Origin of the sequence: Vibrio sp. NFR (assembly GCF_027587095.1) — a bacterium.
Taxonomy (GTDB): Bacteria; Pseudomonadota; Gammaproteobacteria; order Enterobacterales; family Vibrionaceae; genus Vibrio; species Vibrio harveyi.
The window spans coordinates 314,875-334,502 of the sequence record NZ_JAPPTN010000004.1 but is presented as its reverse complement, the minus strand read 5'-3'; the positions used below and the strand labels follow the sequence as shown (position 1 = coordinate 334,502).

18 protein-coding genes and 4 tRNA genes are annotated in these 19,628 nt (G+C 44.3%); 16 read left to right on the top strand and 6 right to left on the bottom strand.

Features of this window, described 5'->3' with window-relative positions:
• Positions 1–4 precede the first annotated feature (4 nt).
• Positions 5–250, top strand: a complete 246-nt coding sequence (locus OH463_RS10240) for a nitrite reductase (protein WP_269991208.1) — start codon at positions 5–7, stop codon at positions 248–250.
• Between the two features lie 82 nt (positions 251–332).
• Here OH463_RS10240 and OH463_RS10235 read toward each other — a convergent pair whose 3' ends face one another.
• The 3 genes from OH463_RS10235 to OH463_RS10225 all read right to left on the bottom strand — a co-directional run bounded on the left by OH463_RS10235 (position 333) and on the right by OH463_RS10225 (position 3,493).
• Positions 333–1,121, bottom strand: coding sequence for a lipase family protein (locus OH463_RS10235; protein ID WP_110415787.1), 789 nt, complete (start codon positions 1,119–1,121; stop codon positions 333–335).
• A gap of 171 nt (positions 1,122–1,292) precedes the next feature.
• On the bottom strand, positions 1,293–2,360 hold the full coding sequence (locus OH463_RS10230) for a hypothetical protein (protein WP_269991207.1): 1,068 nt from the start codon (positions 2,358–2,360) through the stop codon (positions 1,293–1,295).
• Between the two features lie 86 nt (positions 2,361–2,446).
• Positions 2,447–3,493, bottom strand: coding sequence for a hypothetical protein (locus OH463_RS10225; RefSeq protein ID WP_269991206.1), 1,047 nt, complete (start codon positions 3,491–3,493; stop codon positions 2,447–2,449).
• Between the two features lie 497 nt (positions 3,494–3,990).
• Between OH463_RS10225 and OH463_RS10220 the strand changes: the two genes are divergently transcribed.
• The 10 genes from OH463_RS10220 to cobA all read left to right on the top strand — a co-directional run bounded on the left by OH463_RS10220 (position 3,991) and on the right by cobA (position 12,230).
• Positions 3,991–4,077: transfer RNA gene (locus tag OH463_RS10220), tRNA-Leu, on the top strand.
• A gap of 97 nt (positions 4,078–4,174) precedes the next feature.
• Positions 4,175–4,250, top strand: a tRNA-Gly gene (locus tag OH463_RS10215).
• 5 nt (positions 4,251–4,255) lie between these two features.
• Positions 4,256–4,329 (top strand) — tRNA-Cys (locus tag OH463_RS10210).
• A gap of 167 nt (positions 4,330–4,496) precedes the next feature.
• Positions 4,497–4,570, top strand: a tRNA-Cys gene (locus tag OH463_RS10205).
• A gap of 352 nt (positions 4,571–4,922) precedes the next feature.
• The gene (locus OH463_RS10200; protein ID WP_009696661.1) at positions 4,923–5,408 is read left to right on the top strand and encodes a hypothetical protein; all 486 of its coding nucleotides are present in this window, start codon (positions 4,923–4,925) and stop codon (positions 5,406–5,408) included.
• A gap of 126 nt (positions 5,409–5,534) precedes the next feature.
• Positions 5,535–6,887, top strand: coding sequence for a sensor domain-containing diguanylate cyclase (locus tag OH463_RS10195; protein WP_080654200.1), 1,353 nt, complete (start codon positions 5,535–5,537; stop codon positions 6,885–6,887).
• 352 nt (positions 6,888–7,239) lie between these two features.
• On the top strand, positions 7,240–9,804 hold the full coding sequence (gene nirB, locus OH463_RS10190) for a nitrite reductase large subunit NirB (RefSeq protein WP_045487527.1): 2,565 nt from the start codon (positions 7,240–7,242) through the stop codon (positions 9,802–9,804).
• Between the two features lie 13 nt (positions 9,805–9,817).
• Positions 9,818–10,141: a nitrite reductase small subunit NirD gene (gene nirD / locus OH463_RS10185; protein WP_005387969.1), complete on the top strand. Its 324-nt coding sequence runs from the start codon at positions 9,818–9,820 to the stop codon at positions 10,139–10,141.
• A 183-nt stretch (positions 10,142–10,324) separates the two neighbouring features.
• Positions 10,325–11,173 (top strand): formate/nitrite transporter family protein, encoded by an 849-nt coding sequence (locus tag OH463_RS10180; RefSeq protein WP_005446948.1) that lies wholly within the window; start codon positions 10,325–10,327, stop codon positions 11,171–11,173.
• Positions 11,174–11,471: 298 nt separating this feature from the next.
• Entirely contained in the window at positions 11,472–12,230 is a 759-nt protein-coding gene (gene cobA / locus OH463_RS10175; protein WP_009700199.1) for a uroporphyrinogen-III C-methyltransferase, read from the top strand.
• 21 nt (positions 12,231–12,251) lie between these two features.
• Here cobA and OH463_RS10170 read toward each other — a convergent pair whose 3' ends face one another.
• Positions 12,252–12,692, bottom strand: coding sequence for a DUF4174 domain-containing protein (locus OH463_RS10170; protein WP_009696657.1), 441 nt, complete (start codon positions 12,690–12,692; stop codon positions 12,252–12,254).
• Between the two features lie 127 nt (positions 12,693–12,819).
• Here OH463_RS10170 and OH463_RS10165 point away from each other — a divergent pair, with 127 nt between their 5' ends.
• Positions 12,820–13,308: a LabA-like NYN domain-containing protein gene (locus tag OH463_RS10165; RefSeq protein WP_269991205.1), complete on the top strand. Its 489-nt coding sequence runs from the start codon at positions 12,820–12,822 to the stop codon at positions 13,306–13,308.
• 99 nt (positions 13,309–13,407) lie between these two features.
• Here OH463_RS10165 and OH463_RS10160 read toward each other — a convergent pair whose 3' ends face one another.
• Entirely contained in the window at positions 13,408–14,739 is a 1,332-nt protein-coding gene (locus OH463_RS10160) for an anaerobic C4-dicarboxylate transporter (protein WP_005446939.1), read from the bottom strand.
• Positions 14,740–15,129: 390 nt separating this feature from the next.
• On the opposite strand from OH463_RS10160, the gene OH463_RS10155 reads away from it, so the two are divergent.
• Both OH463_RS10155 and OH463_RS10150 read left to right on the top strand, forming a co-directional pair.
• Positions 15,130–15,870, top strand: a complete 741-nt coding sequence (locus OH463_RS10155; RefSeq protein WP_269991204.1) for a siderophore ferric iron reductase — start codon at positions 15,130–15,132, stop codon at positions 15,868–15,870.
• A gap of 88 nt (positions 15,871–15,958) precedes the next feature.
• A complete protein-coding gene (locus OH463_RS10150) occupies positions 15,959–18,130 on the top strand; it encodes a TonB-dependent receptor (RefSeq protein WP_269991203.1) in 2,172 nt (723 codons plus the stop codon).
• A gap of 71 nt (positions 18,131–18,201) precedes the next feature.
• On the opposite strand, the gene OH463_RS10145 is transcribed toward OH463_RS10150, so the two are convergent.
• A complete protein-coding gene (locus OH463_RS10145) occupies positions 18,202–18,390 on the bottom strand; it encodes a DUF2986 domain-containing protein (RefSeq protein WP_029789301.1) in 189 nt (62 codons plus the stop codon).
• Positions 18,391–18,462: 72 nt separating this feature from the next.
• Between OH463_RS10145 and OH463_RS10140 the strand changes: the two genes are divergently transcribed.
• Positions 18,463–18,972 (top strand): GNAT family N-acetyltransferase, encoded by a 510-nt coding sequence (locus OH463_RS10140; protein ID WP_009696653.1) that lies wholly within the window; start codon positions 18,463–18,465, stop codon positions 18,970–18,972.
• A 254-nt stretch (positions 18,973–19,226) separates the two neighbouring features.
• Entirely contained in the window at positions 19,227–19,625 is a 399-nt protein-coding gene (locus tag OH463_RS10135; RefSeq protein WP_005446930.1) for a nitrous oxide-stimulated promoter family protein, read from the top strand.
• Positions 19,626–19,628: the final 3 nt, after the last annotated feature.

Here is a 19,628-nt window from a genome sequence, read left to right as displayed (position 1 = left end):
ATCTATGCAGGAAGTTACAACTATTGCGATTATATTCGGTGCAATATTCGGTGGTGGTATCGTTAAGTTGATTCTTAATCATCGCAAGGAAGTAAAAGCGCTCGAAATCTCTGAGCGTAAACTGATGAATCAAGAAGAGCGAGATGGTCTTAACAAACAAATAGACGACCTGAAGCAGCGCGTCGAAGTATTAGAGCGCATCGTTACTGACAACAAATACCAACTTGATAAAGAAATTGCGTCTTTGTAATTCTGAACCAAGAACAAAGAGCCAGTTTAATACTGGCTCTTTTTGTATCTGTCGCTGAATCACAAGAAAGCGAAGTAATGGATTAACGCTCATCAAAGAAGTCTTTGTTGCGAATGTACTTGCTCATTAAGTGATAGGAAAAAGGGCGGATCAACCAACTTACCAAAGAACGCCCAAGGCGCATTAACGTTGGCGTGTTCTCATAAATTCTTCCATTATAAAGCCACAACATTTTACCTACATGCCAATAAAGAAAAGGTACCGGAGGCATAAAAGTAACAATATCGATGTCGCAACAGATTCGATAGGTTTTGTGGCTTAAACGATAGCGTTTCTTGAATGTCCAATCACCAATCGCTGGTTGACCAAATGTCACCACTCGTTTGATGCTTTTTGGGTACTTACGTTCGATATAGTCGGCAAACACGCTGCCAATTGCGCCGCCCGACGAATGTCCAGTAATGGTGATGCGCTTACCCTGTAGAATCAGAGGTACAATGGTGGCTTCTAGTCGTTCAATCACACTCAAACCAAGACGATCTTCATTTCGAGAAGGTTGGCTTTCTTGAAACAACAAATGGTAGAAACCTGCATGGATGCGATAGTTAAGTCCTAATCGCTTGCAGCTGCGAGTCCACATAACAAAGTTCAGCAACCAATCAGTAATACTGTGCGAGCCTTTAATAACCACAACGACCTCTGTACGTTTTTTACTCCACAAAACACGGATCATGGTTTTGCCAAATTCGTTTTTAATGATCCGCTGCCCATTAGGGTCAAACCCATAGCGGGTCTGTTTAAAGACTCTGGGGTAGGCGAGATTACACAGCACGGCGTAGCGTTCGTATTGGTATCGTTTTAATGGCTTCACGTTTTTCTTCTTAGTCTTTGTCAATTTAAAACTCTAGACATGAAATATGAAAAACCGATGAAATGAGCAGGACTAAATTCAGGGTGAAATTTGATAAGTGAAGTGAAGGTTTTTTGTTTGTACTCAAGCGAGCTTAGCGCTTGAGTACGGACACATAAAGTGCGGACAAAGTTAGTTTGATGCTTGATGAAGAAACTCAAGTTGTTGTTTTTCTTTATCACTCATCTCATAAGGCTCATCAGAGAGAAGACCGGAATCAAACGCGCCGATTGGATATACTTCGCTTTCGCTTTCGCTTTGACCGTATTGCGCTTTTTCTCCCGGAAATCCAGACATGCGTTCTATCATGATGTCATGCAGTTCATAATCCGTTTTGCCTTTTAAAAGGACTTTATGGAAAGCCTTAAGCTCAATGGTTTGCTCTCCTTCCGATAAACGCTGCTTGTGCACCAATGACGCAATCGCGGAGCCGTTCGATTGATACAGGTTCCCCCTTACTCGATAGATACCAGCTTTATCAATTTGTAACGTAATAGGAATGATCATATCAGTATTTTTTGGCGTGCCGCTGCCTACATTGACAATACTTGCGACAGAATGAAAGAGACGTAAATCAGTACTAATGACGTCTTCGCCTTGCTCAAAAGTGATATGTGCAACCAGCCTTAACTCTTCTGGCCAATCAGGTTTTGGGGATATACGCCAGCCGGTTTCTTCCATCGTAAAAGTGGCGAGTGTCTTTTGCTGCTCAATATCTTCGACATCTAGTGACGCTGTCACTATATTGCTAGAGGATTTCAAATTGACTTCGATATCGTCTGGGAAGAAGTGGCGATACTTGGTTAAACTAAGTGTCGCTGTGTCTTTTCCATCTAATACGGGAACGGGCACTTCCTCAAAATGGTTCCAATCTAAATAAGGACTATTCTCTCCAAGGATGGGCTGGGAATATGAGGGGTATTGTAAAACTTGCTCGTGACGCACTGCGATTAACTCGAGATCTTGCGAAGAAGTAATATCCTCTATCAGCGGAGAATCGTCATACTCTACGTTGGCTGGCTCTGTTGTTACTTGGCTTGGCTTAACGATAGAAGAAGCTTGCTTATGTGGCATGAGCTCTTGGGATATTGCAGTTTGAGTCGACGTTTCTGGTTCGTCGGAGGGGGATTTCAAAATAAAGAGTGTGACAGCACCGAGCGTTACGAACGCAACAAGGGCAATAAGTTTTTTGTTGTTCATATTCAATCTCTTGAATCATCCACTGTGGGTAAACAGAGCCAAACGATGTATTGCTTGGCTCCTGTACGGATTTAAACTGAACTTAGTTATAATCCTGCAGCAATCTCAGACATTGTATCTTGTTGGGAACCTTGAACATAAATGTACTTACTGCCGAACCATCCATTTTGTTGATAGCTATCGACTTTGACTGAGTGACCGTCCGCGAGTGCAACAGAAGTGTTGCTAGACGTCACTTTCCCTTTGTGCTTTGAGCCAATCACTTCGCTGTGGCTGTAGCCATTTCCCATGATGAAAGGGTAATGGTTAGGCATCAAGCTTGTTACGCTTTTACTTTGTGAAGATACTTTACCGTCCATCGCTAAGTGAGTCGAACAACTGTCGAAACTGCCGGAGCTAGAAGAACCACAGGATGAGTGTGCGGCTACAACGCCATCGTCTTTGCCCGGTAAGAAACTTGCTGTTGCTTTAAAATAATCACTGCCATTGCCGACAAAACGAATGCGAGGAATTCGGTGATCAGGCAGCATCGCTATTTGGCGAGCATTTGAGACTTTAAGGTCGTTTAACACTCCAGTGTTGTTTTTGTTTGGAGTATCACCAAGCCAGAGCGAAATAGCATAGCGCATGGCACTGTTTGTCCAGCCGCCACCTTCCGTAATATTGATGACGATATCACCCAGCTCTGAGCCACCACCGGCACCTGCGAAGTCGAAGGTGGCAACGACGTTGAGGGGAGTAAGCCCTGCGTTAGTTAGCCAGTTCTCTTGGTTATCAAGGAGATACCTTGCGACAAGATCACCGGTAGAGTGGGTCACTAAGATACAACCCGGCTGGCATGTCCCATTTCTCGACAACTCTTGAAGCTTCGGCCAAACGTAATCACTGGTAATTTTACCTTCGACGCGCTCTTGCGAAGGCCAGTCAATCCGCGCATCGGCGTATTGCATCCAATAATCTTTCCAATAATCCGCTCCTTCTGTTTCAACTTGCGTTCGCGAAGGTTGAGTTTGCAATTGATCAGGTTGGAAACCGTGAATGAGGACTACTTTGTAATCCCCAATGGCAGCGTTGGAAACTCCGGAAAATGCCATCGCCACTGCGAGTGAGGCAACTTTTGTCATTTTATTCATGATGTTATTAACCTTTGAATGTTTAGACTTGCTAGTAATAGCAACGTTTAATAAGCAAAAAACAAACATCAAAACCACTTTTGCTCAATGGTATGATTAGCGCCATGAATAAATACTAACAACACATCGGATCAGTGAAATGTTAGCGAGGTACAAGAATGAAGATTTTTTTTGCTATAAATGAGAGCATTTGCCGAAGTGGTTTATAAAATTGTTGATAAATTCATTATTTTATCCTCTCGTTCTCGGGGACCACTATTCTGTTGAAGGGCATTCATGGAGAGTACGTTGAGAAAAAACATCATGTAAGAGTGATGGATGTGTACATGGAACGGTCGAATTGGGTGCGGAGTATTCGCCTGAGTCTGCTTTTTAACCGCATGAATAAAAAAGATAAAATTTATTGTTGACCTAAAATCTTAATCCGTTAAAGTACGCCTCGTTCTCACGGCGCAGGTCGTTAGAGCAGGTGGTGTTACCATCGCATTGATTGCGTTGCCCTGGTGGTGGAATTGGTAGACACAAGGGATTTAAAATCCCTCGACGTTCGCGTTGTGCCGGTTCAAGTCCGGCCCGGGGCACCATCCGAAAATTGAGTGGGTGAATTTAATATCCCGCCGTCGAGTTGACCGGCCGAGTGTCGGACCATCAATTCCGGCTCGGGTCACCATCTCAAATTATGCGACACTAGCTCAGTTGGTAGAGCGCAACCTTGCCAAGGTTGAGGTCACGAGTTCGAACCTCGTGTGTCGCTCCAGTTGAGGCGCCTTGGCAGAGTGGCTATGCAGCGGATTGCAAATCCGTGGACCTCGGTTCGATTCCGGGAGGCGCCTCCATTCAATAAAGTACAATTACATATCTATTGAATGTTTACTGTATAATTGCTGCTTATTAAAACGAAGGCGTTGAAGATAAACGACTCTATCTCGGTTTAGTAACGTGGTGATAATCGAAAGAGCAAACGCTCTTACGAACCTTTCAAAGTTTCAATACGAAACACTATGGCGCCTTGGCAGAGTGGCTATGCAGCGGATTGCAAATCCGTGGACCTCGGTTCGACTCCGGGAGGCGCCTCCATTCTCTTTCTTGTTTCAATTCAGACCTCTGACCAATCGGTCGTGAGAATTCGCCTTTTCGTTGTGATTCTTCGATAAAAGTATCAATAACCTTTACATCTAACTCTTAATTCTATTTCACCCTGATTTTCGACTGGGCATAACTGCTCAACGATCCCAATTTGATCATTCAACTGTATTAACAGAACGTTGTTGTCTATAAACTATGTGCATTACTAAGGGCTAATTGATAACATCATATATTAACACTTGTTAATATATGAAAGTGTTAGTCTTTTTGCTCAGGAAGAGCGTATTCGGTTTATGGAGAAACACACGTGTTAAGACAATTGAGCAGGCAAATCGTAGTCTTGATGATGAGCACTGCATCTTATACTGCTTTTGCAGCGTCAATGGCAAGTTACCCAGAAGGGTGGCAAGATTGGCCCGTTGTTAAAGAGTCACAAAACCTACCTGCAGATACTGTCCTGCCGCCAGATACTTCACTATTTATTCAAGAATCCGTAAGAGCCTACAGCTGGATCAACAATGGTCAGGGGTCACCACTTACTATCCGAGTGAATCCGAACAAAATAGAGCAATACAAAACTCACGGTCCGTATACAGATGGACCGACTGCGGTGGCGATTTCAGAAGTAGAAGGTATCGTGTGGGTGACAGAACATATTGGAGGTATGGCAATTTATGGCAGCTATGACCGTAAAGGAAAAGACATCAGCCATTCACATCCTTCATTGGCGCCTTCGTTTTGTCAAAGTTGCCATACTACTTATCAGGACATCTGTATAAACGGTACTTGCGCAGAGCCCGTTTTGGATGTGTACAAAGATAAGCAGTAGTCCAAAGTGAGTAATCGAGTTTTCGGTTGGTTGACGATAAACCAGATGCTTTTTTTATCGCATCTGGTCTTAGTGGTTTCCATTATTTCTGGGTTGTCCTATACGCGCTTCCAAAGTGAATGGGATATGCGTATCGAGCATGCAGTGATTATGGCGAAAACGCATCTGTCTTCACAAATGACGTTTCTCTCCGGCTCTATAGCGGGTCGTAATTACGCAAACTTGATGATGCCTTCGACCAAAGAGAACTTCAGAGCCATCGATGGTCTACTGTTTGTTGAGGTCTCCGGCACGTCAGATTACAAAGAACAAAAAGTGGCAGTTCGATATTTGGCACAATCCAATCAAGTGTGGCGAATTGATGTCAGCGATCAGGAGGTAAGGGCGCTCCAAGCGCAAAAGGGGAACCTTGAGCACATCTTGGCGGCGACGCCTGACACAGATGAAATTAAGCGTAATAAGCTCCAATACCTTATCAACAAAGCAAAGGTTGATTTAGAGGCACTACAAATCAGTAAGGGGCTCAATCAAGATACCAATCTGCCATGGACAAAAGATTATCTTCGACAAACCGACTTCTACTACGATGCCAATCTATCGGTGCTCCATGTTTGTCTGCCTTTAAGAAACGTAAACGGTGGCTACATTTGGGCGGTATTAGATGCAAGTAAACTCGACACTATCAAAACGACGCTAATTAAAGAGCTGCTTAATGAGGCGTTAATCGCTTCGTTAATCTCTATGGTGATGATATACATGGTCACCATGTGGATTGTTAGCCCACTCAAGCGTCTTTCAATGTCGATGAAAAAAGACATTGAAAAGATCGACCAATCGTATATTCCTGAAATTCAGCGATCGGATGAAATTGGTGACTTAGCTCGTTCATATTCCAGCTTGATTACGAAAATCAAAAACCAGTTGCGCGTTCTTCGTCAACAAACTGATGCTGATGCCTTGACGGGATTAGGGTCGCGTTACTTGTATAAACGTACTGCACCACTGTTTGTTCAGCAAACGGTAGGTAGTATGAATTATGCCTGCTTCGTTTTGTGCGATATCGATAACTTTAAAAAGTTTAATGACACATACGGACATATCGAAGGGGATAACGCGTTATGTGATGTTGCTGAACTCTTTCGCTCGTTTCTAGGTAAAGACCAACCTTCGTTTCGATTAGGCGGCGAGGAGTTTGCCTTGCTTGTTTACGGGAATACCTTAGATGTGCTTCAAGCAAAAGTAGAACATTTAAGACAAGCCGTAGAGGCTTTAGCCATTCCACATGCCAAAAATCTTCCATCACAAGTTGTGACCATTTCAGTAGGGGCGGTGCCTCTGACAAAAATAACGCCTTATCCGAGTGTGGATGCATGCGAGAAAGCACTCGAACAAGCCTTTGAGGTTGCGGATAAAAACTTATACCTAGCCAAAGATAAAGGACGCAACGTTGTGATTATGGACAAACCAATTGAAATATAATCAGCAGAGCCTAATGGTGTAAAAGAGTAGGGCTTACTCTGCTCTAGTTCTATCGCATCATAAAATGTTGAATTTTTTCAAACAAATTCAATACTGCTAAACCGTTTTCAACACGTACCAGCCAAATAGATTCATTTCATTTATGAAGAAATGTTAAGAGTTTATCTTCTCGGTGATGAATTACCACACAAAGATGTAGCAAATTTACCGTTAGACCCTTTTAAATCGAGGGTTTTAACCTATCTACCCCTTTAGGGTAGTTTGATTCCGTAATTGATTTACATCATGTATTAATTTTCTTTCACATTTAACAATGCGCTCAGTTATAAGAACCTAACCCTTAGGAAGTACAATGAGCAAGTTGAAGCTAGTAGTCATCGGTAACGGTATGGTAGGCCACCGTTATATCGAAGACTTAGTCGAGAAAGCTGATATGTCTAATATGGACATTACGGTTTTCTGTGAAGAACCTCGTGTCGCATACGACCGTGTGCACCTTTCCTCTTACTTTTCTCACCATACTGCAGATGAACTTTCTTTAGTGAAAGAAGGCTTCTACGAGAAACACGGCATTAACATGTTGATCGGTGAGCGTGCGATTAACATCAACCGTGAAAACCGCATTGTTTACTCAAGCACTGGTCGTGAAGTTCAATACGACAAGCTGATTCTTGCTACTGGCTCATTCCCATTTGTTCCACCTATCAAAGGTCACGAAAGCAAAGACTGTTTTGTTTACCGCACTATCGAAGATCTTAAAGCGATCGAAGCGTGTGCGAAGAAGAGCAAATCAGGTGTTGTTGTCGGTGGTGGTCTGCTAGGTCTTGAAGCAGCTGGTGCATTGAAAGCACTAGGTGTAGAAACGCACGTTGTTGAGTTCGCACCAAAGCTAATGGCTGAGCAACTTGATCTAGCTGGTGGTAACCAACTTCGTCAAAAGATCGAGCGCATGGGCGTGAACGTTCACACTAGCAAAAACACGCTTGAGATCGCGGCAGAAGGCACAAATGCACGCAACGTTATGCGTTTTGCTGACGGTTCAGAGCTAGAAACAGACTTCATCGTATTCTCCGCAGGTATTCGTCCACAAGACAAACTAGCACGCCAAATGGAGCTAGAAGTGGCACCTCGTGGCGGTGTTGCTATCAACGACCATTGTCAGACTTCTGATGAGAACATCTACGCCATCGGTGAGTGTGCGTCTTGGAATGAAATGTTCTACGGTCTTGTTGCTCCTGGCTACAAGATGGCGACAGTTGCCGTTGATCATCTACTAGGTAACACAGAAAGCAAATTCGAAGGCGCAGACATGTCTGCGAAGCTGAAACTTCTTGGTGTAAAAGTAGGTTCAATCGGTGACGCAAACGGTCGTACCGAAGGCTGTAAGAGTTACGTTTACCAAAACGAAGAGCAAGAAGTTTACAAACGTCTTATCGTTTCTGAAGACAACAAGAAACTGCTTGGCGCGGTTATGGTCGGTGACACCTCGGACTACGGCGACCTACTTCAACTTATGTTGAACGAAATCGACCTGCCAGAGCACCCGGATGCGTTGATCCTTCCTGCACACGCAGGCGCTGAGAAACCAGCACTAGGTGCAGACGCTCTACCAGAAAGCGCAGTAATCTGTTCTTGTTTCGACGTAACCAAAGGCAAGATCGCACAAGCGGTTGCTGATGGTCACCACACATTGGGCGACATCAAAGCCGTGACTGGCGCAGGTACAGGCTGTGGTGGTTGTATTCCTCTAGTCACTTCTGTTCTAAATGCTGAGCTTGCTAAATCTGGTATCGAAGTGAAGAACGACGTGTGTGAGCACTTTGCATACTCACGCCAAGAATTATTCCACTTAATCCGCATTGAAGAGATCAAAACGTTTGATGAGCTTCTAGAAAAATACGGTAAAGGTTACGGCTGTGAAGTTTGTAAACCATTGGCTGGTTCTATCTTGGCTTCTTGCTGGGGTGAGCACATTCTTAAGCCACAACTGGTTAAGCTGCACGACACGAACGATAACTTCCTAGGTAACATCCAAAAAGACGGTACTTACTCTGTGATCCCACGTATGGCGGGTGGTGAAGTAACGCCTCAAGCACTGGGTGCGCTAGCGAACGTTGCTGCTGAATACAACCTGTACACCAAAGTCACTGGTGCTCAACGTATTGGTCTGTTTGGTGCTCAAAAAGACGATCTTCCAGAGATCTGGCGCAAGCTTATCGACGCTGGTTTCGAAACAGGTCAAGCGTACGCAAAAGCACTTCGTATGGCGAAGACCTGTGTTGGCTCAACGTGGTGTCGTTACGGTGTTCAAGATTCTGTTGGTCTAGGTTCCTACATCGAGAACCGTTACAAAGGCATTCGTACACCTCATAAGATGAAGTTCGGTGTTTCTGGCTGTACTCGTGAGTGTGCGGAAGCACAAGGTAAAGACCTTGGTATCATCGCGACTGATGCAGGCTGGAACATGTACGTATGTGGTAACGGCGGCATGAAACCTCGTCACGCAGACCTACTTGCAAGTGACCTAGATAAAGAAACGTTAATCAAGTACATCGACCGCTTCATGATGTTCTACATCCGTACTGCTGCGCCACTACAACGCACATCAGTTTGGATGGAAAACATGGAAGGTGGCGTTGACTACCTACGCGAAGTGATTGTTGAAGACAAACTTGGCATCAACGCGCAACTAGAAGCAGACGTAGCGAAGCTTGTCGACGAATACGAGTGTGAGTGGACTGCGACTATCAACGACGAATCACAACTGACTCGTTTCGCGCACTTCATCAACTCTGACAAGCGCGATGAAAACGTCGTGTTTGTACAAGAGCGTGAACAGCACCGCCCAGCAACCTTCACGGAAAAACACCCTGAAGCGAAAGGCGACATCCTACACGTAGCGATCACTGAAGCATAAGGGAAGGTTGATTATGTCATTTGAAAAGATTTGCCAAATCAGCGACATCGTACCGGGCACGGGTGTTTGTGCACTGGTTGATGGTCAGCAAGTTGCGGTATTCCGCCCAACACAAGCAGAAGAAGTGCTGGCGATCAGCAACACAGATCCGTTCTTCCAATCAAACGTGCTTTCTCGCGGTTTGATCTGTGAGCACCAAGGCGAGCTTTGGGTGGCAAGCCCACTTAAAAAGCAGCGCTTTAACCTGACTACAGGTGCGTGCATGGAAGACGAGCGTTTTAGCGTGAAAGCGTACAAAACGCGCGTAACCAACGGCGAAGTAGAGATTTCTGCATAAGCGTGGTTTCCATTCCCTCCTCTAAGGGGGAGGGAATGAACCGAAATCTAGATTTAATAGGTAAAGGCTTTCCAGAGTCATCTGCGGGGGACAGGGAAGCGAGATGTTACTGAGTTAACGGGAAGCCTTTCTCTATTCAATCTTTAATTTTTTAACTTTCACTTTTTGAATAAGGACACATTCATGTCTACTGATTTTAAGCCTGCAGAATTCGTTCAAACCATGATCAACGTGGGTGAAGCGAAAACCAACACCAGTACTCGCGATTTGCTACTCCGCGGTACAATGGCGGGTATCATCCTGTCACTGGCGGTGGTTGTGGCTATTACGACTATCGTACAAACGGGCGTGGGCGTTGTGGGTGCGCTTGTCTTCCCAGTTGGTTTCGTGATTCTAAGTGTGATGGGTTACGACCTAGTAACAGGTGTTTTTGGTCTGGCTCCTTTAGCTAAATTTGCAAACCGTCCTGGTATCACTTGGGGTCGTATCTTCCGTTGTTGGGGTTTGGTTGGTTTGGGTAACCTAATCGGTTCTCTAATCGTTGCTTACCTAGTGGCTATCTCTCTAACAGGTAACTTCTCTCTAGAATTGAACGCAGTAGCGAAGAAATTCGTCGCTGTTTCTACAGCACGTAGTCTTGGTTTCGAAAACATGGGTATGGACGGATGGATCACGTGTTTCGTTCGCGGCATCTTCTGTAACCTAATGGTGTGTCTAGGCGTTATCGGCAACATGACAGCGCGTTCAGTATCTGGTCGCGTAGCAATGATGTGGTTCCCAATCTTCATCTTCTTCGCACTAGTATTTGAGCACACAGTGGTAAACATGTTCCTATTCCCACTAGGTATGATTCTAGGTGCTGATTTCGGTATTGCGACTTGGTTGAACTTCAACCTTATCCCAACCATCCTAGGTAACATCGTTGGTGGTCTAGTGATGACTTGTATTCCACTGTACCTAACTCACGCTAAAACTGCGCCTTCTATCAATGCTGAAGAAGAAGTAAAAGCACAGCCTGCAATGGCTAAGTAATTGAGGTTTATTACCAATATTAGGTAATGAACAAGTCGGGACTCTCTTTGGGCTTGAACTGAGAGATTCCCGACTACGCTCCTTCGTCGATTTCGGGAATGACTCATATAGGGGCAATTCAACAAATACTGCTCATCTAATGCGATAACAAGCAAAGCGAAAAGCCTGTCATTCCTTAGATGAAGGAACTTCAGAGCAGGGAACCTCGTTCCCATATACTAATAAGCTATTTGGTTATAAAAAGCGTTTCTTTGTCAGAGTCTCTCTTTATATCTAAATTTTTTTAATAGGCGTTGATATGACAACTGTTAACTCATCTTTAAACAGCGGCTTTGTTTCTCTTGTTGGTGCAGGTCCGGGTGACCCAGATTTACTGACAGTAAAAGGCTTAAAAGCCATTCAAGCAGCCGAAGTTGTGGTGTATGACCGATTGGTGTCGAAAGACATTCTAGAATTGGCGCACGCATCAGCAGAGATGATCTACGTAGGTAAAAAGTTGGACTTTCACTGCGTGCCTCAAGATCAAATCAACCAAATCTTGGTGCAAAAAGCGCAAGAAGGTAAACGCGTTGTACGTCTAAAAGGCGGCGATTCATTTATCTTTGGTCGTGGCGGTGAAGAGCTAGAAGAGCTAGCAGAATTCGGCATCAAATACGAAGTGGTTCCGGGTATCACAGCTGCTGCGGGTGCAACGGCTTACGCAGGTATTCCATTAACGCATCGTGACCACGCGCAAAGCGTTCAGTTCATTACTGGCCACGTACAAAAAGATGGTCGTGAGATTGAATGGCACTCGCTAGCGCAGTCAAACAACACGCTTGTGTTCTATATGGGGTTGAAACAAAGCGGTCATATCATGGATAAGCTTATCACACATGGATTAGACCCAGAGATGTCATGCGCTATCATTGAAAACGGCACACGCACAGAGCAACGTGTATTCCAAGGTAAGCTGAACGAGCTATCTAATATGGCAGAACAAGCAGTGAGCCCTGCGTTGATTGTGGTTGGCAGCGTGACGCAATTGCACAACAAATTGGATTGGTTTGGAAAATAACTGAAGACTTAGTCTTAAGCATTAGATCGCGCAAGGACTGCGTTTCTGTTGCATCTCTCTTTTTCGCATTGGCATTTCATCGATCAAATCGTTGATGAACTGCCAATCAGTCTTCGCACCCCAGCGGTGTTTCTCTTCTCCGTCTTTACCCAAAAGAATCGCAGTGTGTTGACCTGCTTTGACTTCGTAGAGAGCAGCCAGCATTTTCAAATCGAACTCTTCTTTTAACCATGAAGGTTCAGTAAAACCGTCCTCTGCAATCACTAAAGTGATCACATCGCGGTCTTCCAATTCACATTCATTCATCAAAGCTTCGAGCAAAAACTGTTTTACGTGGTCGTCATTCGCAGGGGCAAAGTATAGGACACTGCGATGTGGCCAGTACTGTGAGTGTGCTGGATAACCAAACGCATTGCCTGATATGAGGCATGCAAGCAAAAGGGCTAACGTCGACTTGTTCATGGCTCCCTCCTTGAAACGCGAGACTTCGTTTATCACGTTATACGGTAAGTTTAGTGGAATTAGCTCATTGTGCTTTGGTCCAAAGTGGCATAGGGTATGCGGCAAACAAATAAAGCGTATTAAATAGATGAACTCTGAAAGCAAACAAAAGATCGCAATCTTAGTCGACGTACAGAACGTGTATTACACCTGTCGTGAAGCGTACCGCAGCAATTTTGATTACAACCAGTTTTGGTATGTCGCGACACAAGGAAAAGAAGTGGTGAGTGCGCGTGCCTATGCCATTGCGAGCAATGACCCAAAACAGCGTCAGTTCCACCATATTTTGCGTGGTGTTGGGTTTGAGGTGATGCTTAAACCTTATATTCAACGTCGTGATGGGAGCTCGAAAGGCGACTGGGATGTAGGTATTACACTAGATGCGATTGAGATTGCGCCGGAAGTGGATGAAGTGGTTCTGGTATCTGGCGATGGCGATTTTAGTTTGTTGGTGGAACGCATTCGGCAACGCTTTAACAAGAAAGTCACAGTGTATGGCGTACCAAAGTTAACTTCCCAAACCTTGATTGATTGCGCGGACCATTTTGTTGCTGTCGATGACGACTTTCTTCTTTAACTTCTTCTCGCTGTATAGCTTTGAGAATAAAGAAAGGGCGAGTCACTTCAGGCTGTACATTAACGTACAATGACTCGCCCCAAACTATAAGTTGGTTAGTTACGAAGGAATGATCATTTGTCCTAGCACGTAACCCAAGCAACAAGCGCCAATCACACCAATTAAACCCACAGACATGAATGAGTGGTTGAAGTACCACTTGCCAATCTTAGTCGTACCTGAAGTATCGAAGTTTACTGTCGCGATATCAGAAGGGTAGTTAGGGATAAAGAAGTAGCCGTAAACCGCTGGCATTAAGCCGATAAGCAGTGCAGGGTCCAAGCCTAGTCCGAGACCAACAGGTAACATCATACGCGCTGTTGCTGCTTGAGAGTTCACTACTACTGATACGATGAATAGCGCGAGTGCGAACGTCCAAGGATAGTTGGTTACCATTTCAACAATGCCGGACTTGAATTGAGGCATCGCGTATTGGAAGTAGGTATCTGACATCCATGCAATACCGAAGATAGCAATTGCTGCCACCATGCCGGATTTAAAAACAACGCCGTTTGGCACGTCACGTGGGTCGGTTTTGGTCGCAAGCAAAATAATACCGCCGAAGCAGAGCATCATCATCTGAATAACCACCGCCATGCTGATTGGCTTCGCGCCATCGACGATGGTTCGTACTTCCGGCCACATCGCAATAACGACGATCACAAGAATCGACAGAATGAACAGCAAAACAGAGTTGCGTGCGCTCGCTGGAAGCACTTCGTCCAAAGAAGTTGCCGTTGTGTTTAAGATTTTCTCACGCCAAACCGGATCTTTTAGACGCTCTTGGTACTCTTCGTCATCTTCAAGCTCTTTACCGCGTTTTAAGCTGTATAGCGACATCAACAGCGTACCAAACAAAGTTGCTGGTACTGTTACGAGAAGAATAGATAGCAAGGTGATTTCGTGTTGAATGTCAGACAGCTGTGCTAGGTAGTAAACCACAGCGGCTGAAATTGGTGATGCCGTGATTGCGATTTGAGAAGCAACGGATGCCGCAGCCATCGGACGCTCAGGGCGAATGCCGTTTTTCAACGCAACGTCACCAATGATTGGCATGATGGAGTATACCGCGTGACCAGTACCAAGTAGAAAGGTCATAAAGTAAGTGACGAACGGTGCAATGAGGGTAACGCGCTTAGGGTTCTTACGCAGTACGCGCTCGGCTACCTGCAACATGTATTTCAAACCGCCAGCGGCTTCAAGAATGGAAGCACAAGTAACCACCGCAAGGATGATCAGCATTACAGTGACGGGTGGGGAGGTTGGTGGCATCTTGAAGATGAAAACCTCAATGACCAAACCAATACCTGAAACAACACCAAGACCAATGCCGCCATACCGTGAACCGATATACAGCATCACGAGCAAAAATAGAAACTCAAGATACAACATGTTTAATTTCCTTATTAGAAACAGGGACTTTTATTGTTTCTATATTCAAGAAAAAAATACTTAGCCTTGTTCACATTCCATTTCATAGGAAATAGTAATGTCTAATAATTGGGAATAACTCACGCTACGGAGCCAAAGTGTTACGCTGCCTTTGAGCTGGTGTTGTTGGAATGTTTTTATCCACTAGTTCTGACGTTAAACCGAACCATTTTGGTGCATCTTCGCGGTTTAATGGTTTATTTTGCTGCCGTTTATTTGCGGCTTTTTATTGATTTTAATGCCCTGTGGCACGTCAAAGTGACACAGTGTAAACATTACTGATAATTATTTGCATTGAGTGCTTGGCTTGCGTATAACTGCGTTCAAACAAAAACGTACGTAAACACAACAATGTCTGAGCAGTTTTTTCCGCAACTCTTCCATTACTCAAAGGAAGTCACGCCATTCTTACACGGCAGTATTGGTGAGATTGGTGCTAGTGCAATCCATATCGATAACAACATCAATCCAATTGTACAATCACTCTATCAATCGCTTTCTCAAGCGCACCCTGAAGCGGGTAAAGCCTATTGGCTAACTCGAACATGGGACCTGCTTTGTTGGCAGCCTATGTATGTGGCATTCATTTCGATCTATGGATTTCACACTTTGCCAAATCTACGGGGGATGGGGCAATACGTGCAACAAGGGTTTGTCACGGGTTACCGCTTTGCTGATGAACAGCATATTCATGGTGAAATTGAAGAACTGATTGTCGAAGCTGGTAAGCAAATACGTGCACTTTATGACTTCTATCAGATTCAAATGAGTGATTGGACTCGCATACGCCCGGGCTTTACTCATCAATTGATGTCTGATGGTGTGATGGCATGCTTGATCCGACTCCAGCAACATTTTCCTCAATTTAGTGACGAGCTCATTCACCAGCATGCAAAGTTGTGGTTGGAAGCGCTTGGGTTAAGTTCTGAAAATACATCATCCCTGTACGCTTTTTCAGACGAGCGTCCTTTGAAATTAGTCCGAAAAAGCTGCTGTTTAGTCTACAAATGTGAAGGGCGAAAACTGTGCGAAGATTGCCCTCGAACAGAGGAAAATAAGCAACTCGTCAAATCTCGAAGTACCGTAAATTAACAAACATATAACATATGTAACAGTGCTCGATCTATGATTGAGAATGAGTATTATTGTCGACTCTGTAATTTATAAAAAGATAAAGACAATGATAAAAAGGAAGTTTTCTTTAAATCTCATCATGCTTGCGATGAGCAGTGGCTATGCAATTCAAGCACTTGCAGAAGAATCTAATATAAGCAAACAGAGTAATGCGGATGAACAAGTAGTGGTGGTTGGCAGTGTTATGCCTAAGTCCATTTCAGACATTCCGGGTACGGTTTGGTTCGTTGATCAAGAGCAGATCGCTCAACAATACCGAGCAGGAAAAAACCTTGGTGACATCTTATCGGCAACGATTCCGTCATTAGACGTTGGTACGGGTGGTCGAACTAACTACGCGCAGAACCTCCGTGGGCGTGCAATGTTGGTTATGATCGATGGGGTGTCATTACAATCCTCACGCCCAATCAGTCGTCAACTCGACGCGATTGACCCATTCAATATTGAACGTATTGAGGTGTTATCCGGTGCGACATCGATATACGGTGCCGGCGCAACGGGTGGTGTGATAAATATTGTCACAAAGAAAGCGACGTCAGATGAACTTGCATTTGAATCTTACGTGAGCGGTACGACCGGTTTTAATGGTGGTGACGATTTTGATTATAAGGTTGCCCAATCTGTCTCTGGCGGAAACGACAAAGTAAGTGCGCGTGGTTCGGTGGTGTACGGCGAAACTCAGGGTTTCTATGATGGTAATGGTGACATTGTCACGCCGGACATCTCACAAGGTTCACTGCAGTACAATTCAACGCTTGATGTGATGGGCTCTGCGGAGATTCAAACGTCAGATGAAAGCCAGCTTAGCCTAGTTGCGCAATACTATGATAGTCAACAAGACTCGCCTTATGGTCTGTACATTGTGGGGCGCGATTTCGTCGATGTACGTAAAGGATTTGAATCTGATCGCCAACACGGCACAGAACGTGTTCTTCTTAGTGCAAGTTACAGCCATGAGTCTGTATTAGGTCATCAATTGATTGGTGAGTTGTCCTATCGAAGTGAAGACCAAACTTTCACACCATATTTCCAAAGTGCTTCTCAGCAAGAAACAGAGATTTTTGCAGGGCGTCTGGCGTTAGCGAAGAATTGGAACGATTTTAATCTTATCTATGGTATTGATGCTTATCTTGATCGTTTCGACAGTAACCAAGCACTCTTCGATTCGACGATTGCTAATAATTCTGGAAACTTGATAAACAAGACGTATGTACAAGTTGGTCGTTACCCTGGTGTAGACGTGTCCTCTTACGCACTGTTTATTCAAGGGGACTACCAAATTACTTCGGATTGGTCTGTACAAGCAGGTTATCGCCATCAATACATGGATAACAAAGTTGATGACTTTGTCGCTTATAGTGTGCAGAAGAAGATTGCTGCAGGAGCGGGAACGTCGGCTGATTCAGTACCAGGTGGCAGTACAGATTACTCAGTTAACCTATTCAACCTTGGCACTATCTATCGGTTGAATGATGAGTCGCAAGTTTGGGCTAACTTCTCCCAAGGTTTCCAACTGGCGGACCCAGCGAAATACTATGGTCAGGGCAGTTACGATGCAGTAGATGCAAATGGTCATTACGCACTAAAGGACAGCATCAATGTATCTGATTCTAAATTGTCAGGCATTAAAACGGACAGTTACGAAATTGGTTACCGTTTAGATAAGGAAGCGTTGTCTCTTCAAGCAGCGGGTTATTACTCGTTGTCAGATAACTCAATCAAATACGACCGTAAAACTTTGCTGATTACCAGTGTGGATGACGAGCAACGTGTGTATGGTGCGGAAGCAAACATCAACTACTGGGTAACCAGCGATATTCTTGTTGGTGCTTCTGGTCATTATGTCGTATCTGAACTGAAGACCAATGGTAAGTGGGAAGATTTGAGTGCTGGTAAGGCAAGTACATCCAAAGCGAACGCTTGGGCAGCATGGTACCAAAACGATTACTCTGTGCGTCTACAAAGCCAAACTATGTTCGATTACGAAGATGATGCGAACAACAAGTTAGATGGATACACAACATTTGATTTGCTAGGCAGCGTGATACTGCCTGTTGGTCAATTAGGATTCGGAATCCAAAACCTGTTTAACGAGGATTACACCACGGTGTGGGGACAACGTGCGCAAATCCTATACGCAACTCACTATGAGTCTGCTGCTTATGACTATAAGGGAAGAGGTCGTACGTTCACGCTTAACTACAGCCTTGAGTACTAAAAGTCCGTATCTAAGATACAAATAAGCACGTTAAATTTGGATAAAAAAAGCCGCGTTATGCGGCTTTTCTTTTATGCTTCGTCTGTTGCTTGAGTTTCTTCAGTGGTTTGTGAAGTTTGCTCATTAGCTTGCTGTTCCGCTTCCATCTTCGCGCGTTCTGCTTTTGAGATGTAGCGAGGCTTATTGCTCTTATGAAGCTTTGCATTTTGTTTTTTCTGCTTCGCTTTTAAAATCGAATTAATTTTCTTCTTGCGGTTCATGGTGTTGGTCCTTTAATTTAGCGGGGCAGGATAGTGATTTTTCCGCCAAGTTACAACCCTAATGGATTCCCTATGAAAACACTTACTACCAAGCGCCTCACACTGCGTCTTGTCAGTGTAGAAGATGCGCCGTTTATTTTAGAACTCTACAACCAGCCAGACTTTTATCGTTTCGTCGGTGACAAACAAATTCGAACCCTAGAAGAAGCCAAGCGTTACATCCAAGATAACATGTTAAGAATGCAGGAACTTAAGGGTGTCAGTTTGCTGGTGGTTGAAACCAACCATGATAAACAGCCAGTTGGCATTTGTGGTTTGGTTAAACGCGATACATTAACAGCGTTTGATATTGGTTACGGTTATCTGCCTAGCGCTTATGGCAAAGGTTACGCGAAAGAAGCCGCAAGTGTCGTCGTGGATTTTGCTCGTGAGGAAATGAATATAGAAAACTTGGTCGCTATCACCAATAATGACAATATTCGCAGTATAAGTTTGCTAGAAAAATTGGGTTTTCAGTTTGAACGCGTTGAGCAGACTTACGATAATGGTCGAACTTTACAGCTCTATACGATGGAGTTGTAACCAGATAAGTAACTAAAGTCCTTTTAGTCAAAGCCTTATTGTTAAGGTCTCTGGGTTATACCAAGTAACCTGAGATACTAGGTTCAGCGTGAATGACTTGGTTTTTTAGTCAAACAAATGGCTACGTCAAACAACTTGGAAAGAGCTTGCTATTACACGGCGTAGTTTTCCTTGCTCTCGAATCAATGACAGGGCTCTGAATCCTGCATCTTGAAGTCACTTGGGTATGAAGCTGTTTTAGTTGGAGGAAAAAAATGAGCGACATTTTGTTAGGTAAACTCGCCACTGAATTTAAAACCGTTAAGGCGATGGTCGAGGTTTACTGTAAAGACCACCATGGCACAAAAGGTGAGCTATGCGCGGAATGTCGCGAATTGTTAGAATATGCGGAAGTTCGGCTTGATCGTTGTCCTTACGGAGAAGACAAGCCGACTTGCAATAAATGCCCAATACATTGCTACAAACCCGAGCCTAAAGAGCAAATGCGTTTAGTGATGCGTTATTCAGGACCGAGAATGTTACTCAAGCATCCGATCTTAGCGATTCGGCACTTGGTGCATGAGAAGCGTGAGGTTCCAAATAAACCAGCTGCAAATGTGTCGAATCGCCACAAACGAATGAGTGCAGAACGCGAAGCCAAGAAGCCTAGTTAAAAA